Source organism: Arthrobacter sp. Leaf141, assembly GCF_001424565.1.
Taxonomy (GTDB): Bacteria; Actinomycetota; Actinomycetes; order Actinomycetales; family Micrococcaceae; genus Arthrobacter.
On the sequence record NZ_LMOL01000005.1, the window covers coordinates 215301 to 226254 of the forward strand.

At 60.2% G+C, this 10954-nt stretch carries 8 protein-coding genes; 6 read left to right on the forward strand and 2 right to left on the reverse strand.

All coding sequences use genetic code 11. From position 1 onward, the window contains the following. Window positions 1-1476 (forward strand): dihydrolipoamide acetyltransferase family protein, encoded by a 1476-nt coding sequence (locus tag ASF72_RS03520; RefSeq protein ID WP_056596680.1) that lies wholly within the window; start codon window positions 1-3, stop codon window positions 1474-1476. Between the two features lie 297 nt (window positions 1477-1773). On the opposite strand, the gene ASF72_RS03530 is transcribed toward ASF72_RS03520, so the two are convergent. Next, window positions 1774-2484 carry a hypothetical protein gene (locus tag ASF72_RS03530; RefSeq protein ID WP_056596687.1) on the reverse strand — a complete coding sequence of 237 codons (711 nt, stop codon included), beginning with the start codon at window positions 2482-2484 and terminating at the stop codon, window positions 1774-1776. 176 nt (window positions 2485-2660) lie between these two features. Between ASF72_RS03530 and ASF72_RS03535 the strand changes: the two genes are divergently transcribed. Both ASF72_RS03535 and ASF72_RS03540 read left to right on the forward strand, forming a co-directional pair. Then, a complete protein-coding gene (locus tag ASF72_RS03535; RefSeq protein ID WP_056596691.1) occupies window positions 2661-3476 on the forward strand; it encodes an MBL fold metallo-hydrolase in 816 nt (271 codons plus the stop codon). A 606-nt stretch (window positions 3477-4082) separates the two neighbouring features. After that, window positions 4083-5288: a MinD/ParA family ATP-binding protein gene (locus ASF72_RS03540; protein ID WP_157370883.1), complete on the forward strand. Its 1206-nt coding sequence runs from the start codon at window positions 4083-4085 to the stop codon at window positions 5286-5288. Window positions 5289-5588: 300 nt separating this feature from the next. Here the strand turns inward: ASF72_RS03540 and ASF72_RS03545 are convergent, their stop codons facing one another. Beyond that, a complete protein-coding gene (locus ASF72_RS03545) occupies window positions 5589-7421 on the reverse strand; it encodes a right-handed parallel beta-helix repeat-containing protein (RefSeq protein WP_082484000.1) in 1833 nt (610 codons plus the stop codon). A 421-nt stretch (window positions 7422-7842) separates the two neighbouring features. Here ASF72_RS03545 and ASF72_RS03555 point away from each other — a divergent pair, with 421 nt between their 5' ends. The 3 genes from ASF72_RS03555 (at window position 7843) to ASF72_RS03565 (ending at window position 10696) form a co-directional block, all read left to right on the forward strand. Then, the gene (locus tag ASF72_RS03555; RefSeq protein ID WP_162242789.1) at window positions 7843-8655 is read left to right on the forward strand and encodes a glycosyltransferase; all 813 of its coding nucleotides are present in this window, start codon (window positions 7843-7845) and stop codon (window positions 8653-8655) included. Further along, window positions 8655-9269 (forward strand): SGNH/GDSL hydrolase family protein, encoded by a 615-nt coding sequence (locus tag ASF72_RS03560; protein ID WP_082484002.1) that lies wholly within the window; start codon window positions 8655-8657, stop codon window positions 9267-9269. Before ASF72_RS03555 ends, ASF72_RS03560 begins: the two co-directional genes overlap by 1 nt. 200 nt (window positions 9270-9469) lie before the next feature. Next, on the forward strand, window positions 9470-10696 hold the full coding sequence (locus ASF72_RS03565; protein ID WP_157370884.1) for an O-antigen ligase family protein: 1227 nt from the start codon (window positions 9470-9472) through the stop codon (window positions 10694-10696). Window positions 10697-10954: the final 258 nt, after the last annotated feature.

The following is a 10954-nucleotide window of genomic DNA, read 5'->3' on the forward strand; positions in this document are numbered from 1 at the left end:
ATGAGCGAAACCAAAGTCTTCCTGCTACCCGACCTCGGTGAAGGCCTCACCGAAGCCGAACTGGTGAACTGGCTCGTTGCGGTGGGGGATGAAATCCGCGTGGACCAGCCCATCGCCGAGGTGGAAACCGCCAAGTCCATGGTCGAGGTGCCGTCGCCCTACGCCGGCACGGTGGCAGTGCTCCACGGTAAGCCGGGCGAGACCCTGGATGTGGGCAAGCCGCTGATTTCCGTGATGCCCATCGGAGTTCCGCAAATTCCGGCCGTAAAACCGGAAGAAACCGAGTTGGGCGATGCTGCGGTTGAGCCTTCCGGGACACCCGCCGAGGCGGAGGCAGAGGTTTACCGGGAAGAAGAAAAGGCGGGATCAGGCAACGTCCTGATCGGCTACGGCACTCCCGGCGGCAGCGGAACGGCTCGCCGCACCCGGCCGCGAAAGCTGCCCCTGGTTGAGTCCGTGGTGGCAGAGTCCAGTGCCACGGACACTGCGCAGGACAAAGCCCGCGCGCTCACGGAAAAGGCCGTGGATGACTTGCTGCTGCTCCGCACCCGCGTGCCGGGCAAGCTTGGCGCGGTGATTTCGCCGCTGGTCCGGCGCATGGCGAAAGAACATGGCGTGGACCTCGGCGCCGTGCAGGGGACCGGCGACAGCGGCATCATCATGCGGAAGGATGTTGAAGCGGTCATCACCAAGCCCCCGGTAGCTGTTGAAGCGCCGTCTGTACCGGAGCCCGGGCAGGTTCGCGGCGCTTCCGCCGACAGCCGGACCGGGCTCGGAATTGTGTCCCGAACGCCGATCCGGGGCGTGCGGAAAGCCGTCGCGGCCAACATGGCGCGCAGCCGGTCCGAGATCCCGGAAGCCACCGTCTGGGTTGATGTGGACGCCACCGCCCTGGTGGAACTCCGCGCCGGATTGAAAGAAGGCGGCGGGTACGCGCCCGGCCTTCTGGCATTCATTGCCCGGTTTGTGGTGGCCGGGTTGAAAAAGTACCCGGAGCTCAACACCCGCATTGAAACAACCGGTGACGGCGCCCAGGAGATCGTTGCCTTTGAGGGAATCAACCTGGGGTTCGCTGCTCAGACGGATCGCGGGCTGGTTGTTCCCTCCGTCCGTGCCGCAGAAAAATTGACGGCCCGCGAGCTGGATACGGAAATCCGGCGGCTCACCGACGTCGCCCGGCAAGGCAAGGCAACACCCTCCGAGCTGGGCAGTGGGACCTTCACGCTCAACAACTACGGTGTTTTCGGCGTGGACGGGTCCGCGGCAATCATCAACCATCCCGAGGTGGCGATCCTTGGCGTGGGCCGCATCATCGACAAGCCATGGGTGGTTGACGGTGAGCTCGCAGTACGTAAAGTGACAGAGCTGACGCTGACCTTTGACCACCGTGTATGCGACGGCGGAACGGCCGGCGGTTTCCTGCGCTTTGTCGCCGACGCCATCGAGAACCCTGGATCAGTGTTGGCCGACATCTGACGCTGTACTGGTGGCCCAGTTACTTCGGCCATCCGGGCTGCTGGTATCAGCGACGACGGGAGCTGCTCCCCATTACCTCCGGAGGGGCCTCTCCGCGTGCTCAAAGCACTGGACGCTGGCAACCAAGGTGCCGCCGGCGTCGGACTTCTGGTAGCGGGTCACGTGGTTCGTGATCTTCGCGCAAAAGGCGCAGAAGCTCTGATGTTGTTTTGTCCCCATAGGCAGATAGTACCTCCCGGAAAGTTTCCGGACGGTAAACATTTCCGTTCGCATCCGGTACCCGGTCCTCTTGAGCCGTCACCGGATGGTGAGCCTAGCAGATCCCTCCGCGCGCAGGTTGAGAGACGTCAGGATGGCCGCGAGCTGGTATTCACCCGCTGGCAGGCCGGTGAGTTCGGGATTGTTACGGAAGGCAGGTAGTTCAATCCGCTGACCGGGACCAAGCTCCGGAATCGGCGGAGCCATTCCGTGGACAAACGAGCCGTCGCCGATGCGCTGGCCATGCAGGTCAAGCACTAGGCCCTGGACGTGGGAATCGTCCTCTTCCACGGGTTCCCGGTGGATGTCGGATTCGTTCACCAGGACAACCGTGATGTCAGGAGAGCCGCCGCAGGCCATGGAAAACTCCGGCCCTGACCACCCGAGCCGCAGACCCTGCCGGCGTACCTCCTGGACAGGAAGAGGACGGAAAACAGCCGGCGACGTGATGTGGTTCCCTGCCGCATGCCGGGACAGCTGCACCAGGACCCAGCGGCCCGGTTCTTCGGTGGAGGGAGCGCCGAGGATACTCACTTCTTCAGCCCAGTCGGACCTCGAGGTGTCCAGGACGCGCCAGCCCTTCAGCGGAAAGTGTTCCCGCCTCCGCGGGGGCAGGCTGCCGTTGGGGAACCAGTCAGCTATGGCGTCCTGCCAGGAGACGCCTGGCTCTTCGAGGAGGGAAGTTGTGACGTCCCAGTTGCCTAGTTGGACGTACTGACGCTGCGACGCTGTAGCCTCTTGTTTCCCCATCCTCCTCATTCTGCCGCAGGGCCGGGGCTGTGTCTGTCCCGCCACTGAGTCGAGGTTTCCGGCGGCGGCCGCGTTCCGCCGTCGTACCCGCTCCGCCTCCCGGAAACTCCGGGGCTCCATGGTTAGAATCGACGCCAGACGAACGCAACCTGATTTGCCGGAGGTACGGAGAAACAATGTCGGAATGGCTCGAAGTCGGCGCGGACAACTATGTGCTGATCACCGAAGGATCCCTGCTGAATACCGGACTGATTGTGGGATCCGAACGGGCTATGGTGATCGACACCGGCTGTGGGCCGCGGCAGGGTCGGGAGATCCTCGACGCGGTCCGGGAGAAGACCCAACTGCCGCTCGTCGTCGTCAACACCCACGCCCATTACGACCATTTTTTCGGCAACGCGGTGTTCGCGGCAGAGGGCGTTACCGAATTTTGGGCGCATGAGAACTGCGCCAAGGAGATCGACGAACGCGGAGACCTGCAGCGCCGTTTCGTGGGCACCCTGGAACCGGAAATGGCCAGCGGCGAGGGTGCCAATGTGGAACTCGTGGTGCCCAACGCCATTGTCCGCGACCAGCCGGTGCTGGTGGACCTCGGCGGGACCACGGCCACCCTCTTCTACCTGGGCCGTGGCCACACCGACGGCGACCTCCTGGTAGGCACGTCCACCACCCTCTACGTGGGCGACCTCGTGGAGCAGGGCGCGCACCCGTCCTTCGAGGATGCTTTTCCCGAGGAATGGGCCGATTCCCTGCGCCACATCTCTGCGCTGCGGTTGCGCTACGAATTTCTGATCCCCGGCCACGGGCAGCCCTGCAGCGACCAGTTCGTGAAAACCATGGCCAACACCATGACCACGGCCGTGCGCCAGGCAACCCAGTCCATCAGGGATACCCCGTCCGACGCCACCAAGGCCATCCCCGTGCTGCCCTACGGCCCGGAACAGTCGCGCTGGTTCATCAAGCGATTGCAGGAAATCCGCCGCGAGTCCTGAAGGCTGGGGTCCATCCCCTGGTATGGGTGCCCGTGACCTACCCAGCCTTTTCCTTGACACGATTTGTCAATCCTCAGGGTGCATGGTTAAGTCGCAACAGAGAAAGCACCCTTACTAGTGGAGATTCACGTGGCTTTATCCGACTACGCCTTGGCCCTGTTCGCTCTGCTCGGGACGCTACTGGTGCCGTTCGTTATCCTTCATCAGATGCTGCGGCTCAAGCGCCGTGCCGTCCGCGTCTCCAGTCCACTCGACTACAGAGGTAACCGCCGTTAGTCATGCCGTACGTTGACATTAATCCGCATAAACGCCGCCCACGCTGGGTGTCGTACACGACCTTGGCCGTCCTGCTTGTCCTTACTGCAGCAGTCGTAGCGGCAGCCCTTTTCCGTCCCTAAAGTTCCTGCCGCCCCAAACCACTTAGACTTACTCACTGAACCAAGTGCTGCAGTAATTCTTGCCGAACGTTTTGGGGGACCAGACATGCCCGATCCGGCGGATCAGAACGCACGCGCCCATGTAGAACATGCAGGGCAGCCGTCGCCGCGCCGTCGCCGAGACCTCCGTCGCGGCGACAGCAAGCCAACGGATGCCCGGACAGGAACCATGCCAGCCGCCACACCGGACCCCGCAAGCCAAGCCAACTCCAAGCCGCAAAGCAGGCGGACCTCATGGGCGGAAGCGGCAGCAGCAGCCGACGCGGCCAAACCGTCCACCACTGTGCCGGCGCCAACCCGCCGACCAGCGTCTGCTGGGTTTGTTGAACCGACCATCACCACTGCAACTCCCGGTGAAGCCGACGAGGCCAGCGAGGCCCGCCCCGAAACCCCCTCGTTCCGCCGTGCCCGGCCGACCGTGGCGGAGACCATTGCCGGCAGCCCTATGCCAGACTTCATCAGCTCGCCGGGCCTCTTCGTCAAAGAGCAGAAGCCCCGGCCCGTGGGTGGAGTGCGGGGCGCAATCTATGCGATGACGGGTGGATCCTGGAACCTGGGTCCCGGATCAAAACAGCGCCAGGAAGATGAGCTAGCCAAGCGGATCTCCCGCCAGCTGCAGGGCAGCTACAACACGGCTGTCCTCAGTCTCAAGGGCGGCATCGGCAAAACGTCCACCACCGTTGGGGTCGGGCTGACACTGGCGGAATACCGGGGCGACGCGCCTTGTGCCATCGACGCCAATCCCGATTCCGGCGACTTGGTGGAGCGAGCCCTGGGTGAGGGCCTCTACCAGCAGTCCAGCCCACGGACCATCTCTGATCTGCTGGAGAACATCGATTCAGTGGATTCCCTGACATCGCTGGCCCGGTACATGCATCACGCCGGCAGGCTGCACCTGATCGCCGGCGAACAGGATCCGGAGGTTTCGGACTCCCTGACCGCGGCGGAGTACTTGCGCATCAGGAAGCTCATCTCCAACTACTACTCGGTTGCCCTGACCGACTGCGGGACGGGCGTAACCCACAACGCAATGAGCGGCATCCTGCAGTCCGCCGACAACCTGGTGATCGCTGCAGGGTACGCGGTCAGCGGCGCCAAGCGCGCCCGCAGCACCCTCCACTGGTTGGCCAGCCACGGCTACGCGGAACTTGCCAGGAACGCCATTGTGGTAATCACCGATAAGGACGAAGTGTCGTCTCGCGTGGACAAGGACGCCATCGAGGAGCACCTGGCCGGAATCTGCCGGGAACTTATTGCCGTCCCGCACGACCGCGGAGTGGCTGACGGCGACCTGGTCACTTTGGACGTTCTGAAGCCGGAAACGAAGCGCGCGTACAAGGAAATCGCAGCGGCGATTGTGGACGGGTACCGATAGAACCAGTTGCCTCTTCCACTGACGCCACTGCTGGATATCCCTTGAGCTGACGGCGTCCACTTAGCCGTATGACGGCCTGCTTGGAGTTGCTCGTTGGGCGCGCGTAAGCCCGCTTGTAGGCGCCACATAGTCTGGATAGCTGTGGCTTGGCCTTCCGCCAAGGACCGAAGTTGAGAAAGTGGTTCGTATTCTTGGTACCCGCTGCGCCGACCATGTACGCCTTGCTGGCCTCGAAAACGTGAAGTTTGAACGTCTGATGATGTGGCCGCTGCCCTTCAATGTTCCTATCCAGCAGCAAATTTAGTCGGTGATATTCCCCGACCTTTTTACTGTGCTGGCTATGACCCCTCCCACGCCGTCATTATCGGGCCCGTAGCCTGGGACAACATTGTTGGCGAAGGTTAGGTTTCCTTTGGGCGAGACCAAAGCAAGGGATTGCGTGCCGAATTTAGGGATGCTGTTCCCTTGTATGATCACGCCTTTGGCTGCGCCAGTCGACTGATCTTGGATGCCGTACTTATTGTTCTCGATGCGGTTGTCGCTAGCCCTTGAACCGCTGCCCGTATCGGTGAAGGTTATGCCAGCCTGTTTATTGTCGTGTATCCAGACCCCCCGCACCGATGTATTGCGCCCCATACCGACCCCACCTGCTGTCGCAAAGGAAACTTCTCCGCCTACTATTTCGACTTCCCCAGCGGTCGATGGGTCGACCCTTATGCCTTGGTTGCCTGAGTACATGGCAACCGGATTCACAAGCCGGGTGTTCATTGACCGGATCTGGAATCCGTTGGCCGATGCCCCGGAGCCCCCAAAGGCACGGCACTGGTCGAAGACTATGTCGTAGCCATAAGGGTGTGTGTCCCAGACCGAGAACTGCGAGCCTGATCTTTGCTGCTCACCTGCCCCACCGCGGATGGTGATATGCCGCGGCCCGCCCCACTGAGTGATGCCGGCAGCGTCCCTGCGCTCGTCAGCGAGTGTAGTGAACAGGTGTCTGAAGTTCCGGCCCCTTAGCCCTTCAATATAGGCGTGGGCGGAACGGCCACCAACGACAAGGCCATAACCGAGATAGCTTCCGACATTAGGTAGGTTTTCAATTTCAATGTCTGAAAAATAAGAGTCCATCGTGTCGAGAGCGAAGATGCCACCGCCAGCGTCTGTCACTCTCAGCCCACTCAGGCGGAGGTTGCGAGCTTTCTCGAACAGGATTGCCCTGCCCTTAACCGTTAGCGGGTCCGAGCTGGTGATTGTTAGATGGCGCAGATGTATACCAGAGAGCGGGTCCATCCTCCATGCAACCGCCTTGGCTTTGGTGCTATAGGCATGTATCAGTGCGCTGTCCAGGGTCACGGTCGTCCCCGACACTGCCAAGACTTTGCGGAGTTCGCTAGCGAACGCCTCTTGTCCCGCTGAACCAATCCCGTATACAGGTGACTGACACTCGAGTCCGAGAATCGCTCCTGGCGCGAGCGTTGCCGCCAATGCTAAAGGCACCTGAACGGTACCCGCACCTGCCGGTGCATCAGAACTAAGAGCAGTCTTCGCGCCATCAGTGCCGGCCCCGTAAAAGAGCGCCTTATTTAGCGCACCACTGATCTGCCTGATGATCGTGTCATCGCCATGCCCCTCAATTATGAGATTGTGCCCGCTGGCAGGGATCGTGAGTTGGCGGCCAAGAGTGATCTCGCCAGGAGGAAGAACGACATGCCTGATACCCGACGTGGCGGCGGCGGTGATAACAGCTTGGATTGCGTCGCGGTTGTCAGCCCCTGCCACAATGTCCGCACGGGAAATTCGATACGCGTCCTCCGATTTCGCCAAGTAGATGCCCGCTGCTTCCACCCTGCTCAGCTTGGGCTCCACAGTCTTCGTGATGATTGGTGTGAGGTCTGGGAGCTGTGACGCTGACAATTTCGCCCCAACATCCAGCGTAGCAACGCCTGATGGTGCTCCCTTTTCGGCGGTCGGAACGTACACGCTTGCCTTGGTGACTTCGCTGGGCGCAGCATGGGCCGCTGCCGTCGATACTGCAGAAACGCCGGACAGCGCGGCGATCATCGTGCCCAGCTTTAGCAGCCCACGTCGTCTTGGGACGGCCTTGTCAAGTGATGTTGCGTGTCGATCTTCATCCATGAATTGAAGTTACGTTCCCGCCCGCAGCCTCAAACAGGGTAGCGGTTACGCGTGTTTATTCCCCGGCCAGTACTTGGCAGGGTAGCGAGTACCCGGCCGCAAGCAACATTCTGGTCAGGAATACTCGAAGGAAATTTATGCCGTTATGATATTTCCGGATCCGAAGCTCAGATGGGGGCTGCGTTGAATGCTTTGAGATGGAAAATATCGACACGCGTTTTGCTCACTCTTACCGGCCTCCTTCTAGCAGGGTGGTTTACGTCGTTTGGAATCTACTTGGCATCCCACGACGACCGGTACATTCAGCAAGGTGCTTATCTAGGCATCCTTGCTGGCATCACATTCGCCAGCGTGTTCGGATCATATTCGTTTCAACTGGACGCTCAGGACGCTATCCGAGACTATGAGGGGCAGGCTCAGGATGACTGATTTCAATCACTACGTGATCACACGATTCAATACGAGGATCAACGAACGGGCCAGCGACGACTGGCTGCGCCACAGGCTTGGATATTTCGAGAAAGTCTGCCATGCGTCGGTAAAGAGCCAAACCGTCCAAGACTTCGAGTGGCTGGTATATTTCGACGCTGAACGGGATCAGTGGTTTGAAGACGAAGTGAACCGTCTTGCAGCAGGGGTGTTCACCCCGGTTTGGGTAGAAGGAAAATTCTCGCCCGCGGACGCTGCGGCAGAAGTCACGCGAAGGGCGTCCAGGTCATGGATAATCACCACCCGGGTGGATAATGATGACGCTCTTGCCCGCGACTTTTTGGAGCGGGTGCAGGGCTCGTTTGCGGCGACAACCGAATTCATTAATTTCACTGCCGGTCTGCAACTGACGGACGATGGAAGGGTCTTTCACCGGTCCGACCCGTCCAACGCCTTTATCTCCCTGATCGAACCTTTGACCGACAAGCCGCTCATGGGCGTTTACGTCGCTTGGCACGACAGGGTGTCCACGTACGCCCCTGTTCGGCAGGTAACCACACACCCGATGTGGGTGCAGATGGTGCACGGCAAGAACATCGCCAACTCCCTGCGCGGCATTCGTGCAGACCCCTTGGCCTTGGCCTCCCACTTCGATATAGGTGTGGCCGCGGTGCCAGTATCCAGGGTCGCGCTCTTAGGCTCACAGGCGCTCTCCGCCGCTAGTCTGGGGCTGCGGGTGGCCCGTAAACCGCACAGAATCGTCTGGGCATTCAAAGTTCTGCGCGCGCGCTTGGGCCTCGGCTGATGGGCGGTATGATCGCGATCGGTGACAGTCTAATCAACGGACGCACGCCAGATGTAGCTGGCGTACCGGGGAAGTCGTGGGCCAGATGGGTTGCCGACGCCGCCGGCATCCCATATGAACAGCATGCAAAGGGAGGGCTAACATCCTCAGAAATTGTGGAACAATTTCTCCCCCAAGTCACGGGGCAGTACGACTATGGCGTCTTTGCTATGGGCACTAATGACGCTCTAACAGGTTTCGACTCTGATACATTTCGACGAAACGTGGAGATCACAGCGGCCCGCATGTCCGAGGTCAGTAAGCGTGTCGTCATGCTCAGTGTGCCGTATTCCAGCACAGCTGACGCCATAATTCGAGATGTTGCACGCGCTGTAGGAGCGATTGTAGTTGAGGCGCAAGTGCATGGCCCCAAGATGTTCAGGCCGGACGGTGTCCACCCCACAGCCGTGGGCTATCTCGAGATAGCGGACCGCGCCGCCCAGCAACTTGACCTTCCCAAGCCTTCCCTGACGGCACCTGGACCCGAGATGCTGGGGGCGGGGTATTACCTGAAGCATCTCGCTCTCTCCTTCTATTACCGGACCAAAGGTCTGGCTCGAAAAGTGTTGCGATAGGCAAACTTGTAATGTTTCATTCCCAGCTCCAAGTATTAGGTCAGGTATAATCTGCGCATGGGGATTCCGGTATTTAGAACTGTGCTTGTCGCTGGCACTTTTTCGTCGCGGATCTCAGCAACCGAGACCAGGGTCCGATCAAGTTGTCAGAGTGCAACGAGCGACCGGTCTCCCATTGACGTAACGGACACTCTGACACTGTGAATTTGGTCGTAGCGGCTGTGGCCGCCATGTTCTTCCTGTTGCCGTTCTCGGAAGCATTGCCTGGCGGGATGTCAGCGATTTGGTCCCTGGCTGCGATTGCATTAGTAATCGGAACAGTTGTCTTCGGCCAAGGGAGGCGCCCGCTTTACGACGGGCTCTGGCCTACGGCTGCGTTCTTGGCTCTCGCAGGCGTCGTCAGCTCTTCGGGTGCCGCCGATGGACTCAGGGGGCACCTCATAATTGGCGCTCAGGTCTTCCTGTTCATGAGTTTCGGCCCGTTCGCGCTCAGGCGACTTGCCTCCGCACCAAGGCTCAGTCGTATAGCAGTGGGGGCATTCCTTCTCGGCCAGAGCATCTCTGCTGGAGTTGCGCTGGCGCAGGCTTCAGGCGTGATCGTTCTGGGATGGAAGACGGAGAACGGGCGAGCGCCCGGGCTAGCCAGCCACCCGAACATTCTCGGTGTCTTGTCCGGGGTTGCAATTGTGGCGTTCCTCTATCTTCTTTTCAGAACCGAAATTCGAAAGATTGCCCTGATAGTTGGGCTCGCCGCGAACGTTGGCGGTTTGCTTGTTTCAGGCAGCATCAGTTCGCTTAGTGCATGCATCTTGGGTGTGCTGGTCTTCATGGCCGCGGCGCGAGTATCCATGAAAGTCCCAGTCATTATGAGTGTGGTTTGCGGCGCGGTCCTGTGGGTGGTGGCACAACTTTCGGCAGCTGGATTGCTGCGCGGACCTGCTCAGCGAATAGCCCAGGTAACTGGTCAGACAACTGACGCTAGTACGTTGGACATCCGGCAGAACACCTACGCATTCGCTTGGAATTCGATTCAACGGGACCCACTCTTCGGGCGTGGGCTTGACTCATCATCGGGCGCGACCTTTGACAATGTGACCCTAACTCACAACATCTTGCTTCGGACTTGGTTTCAAGGGGGTCTAAGCATGGGCATTGCCTTCGCCCTCGTAGTCGGCGCCGTGGCCATCGTCGTTATTCGGTCCGTAGTCAAGGGCCAGAATGCCGCCGCCGCTGGAGTGCTGACCGTCGTTGTAGGCTTCTCTCTGACTTCAGCCGCACTCCAACAAGGCTATTTCTGGCTTCTCATCTTTGGTGCTTGGGCGCTCATCGAGCCCCAGCAACTTCGCCGCCGATCCGGTGCGCCCGTTGCTCAGCCCTTTGACGTAGGGCGTGGTCGCGGTGTTGAACTCCGTACAAATTTACGCTGAGGTTACAGACGCTTTGGGAGCGCCAGGTACGGCGCATCTCATCGTCACTGATATGTCTTTACCCTGCGTCTGACTCGGCTCTAATTTCCGGCCGCCATGTGGAACCCGCGCTGATCTTGGCCCAATTCGGCACGTTACCCGTACCTTGCCCTGAGCTTCGCCCCATAGCTTGACGTCATCACCAATCGGACGGAGCAGGGCATGGACATCACCGAATACGCAATGGCACTGGGCGGCATGCTGGGTTCCCTCGGAGTG

Bases quoted from the DNA above. Each gene is read 5' to 3' on its own strand.
- ASF72_RS03560 (WP_082484002.1), top strand. From the start codon at position 8,655: ATGGGCGGTATGATCGCGATCGGTGACAGTCTAATCAACGGACGCACG.
- ASF72_RS03530 (WP_056596687.1), bottom strand. From the start codon at position 2,484: ATGGGGAAACAAGAGGCTACAGCGTCGCAGCGTCAGTACGTCCAACTA.
- ASF72_RS03540 (WP_157370883.1), top strand. From the start codon at position 4,083: ATGCCAGCCGCCACACCGGACCCCGCAAGCCAAGCCAACTCCAAGCCG.
- ASF72_RS03520 (WP_056596680.1), top strand. From the start codon at position 1: ATGAGCGAAACCAAAGTCTTCCTGCTACCCGACCTCGGTGAAGGCCTC.
- ASF72_RS03555 (WP_162242789.1), top strand. From the start codon at position 7,843: ATGACTGATTTCAATCACTACGTGATCACACGATTCAATACGAGGATC.
- ASF72_RS03545 (WP_082484000.1), bottom strand. From the start codon at position 7,421: ATGGATGAAGATCGACACGCAACATCACTTGACAAGGCCGTCCCAAGA.
- ASF72_RS03535 (WP_056596691.1), top strand. From the start codon at position 2,661: ATGTCGGAATGGCTCGAAGTCGGCGCGGACAACTATGTGCTGATCACC.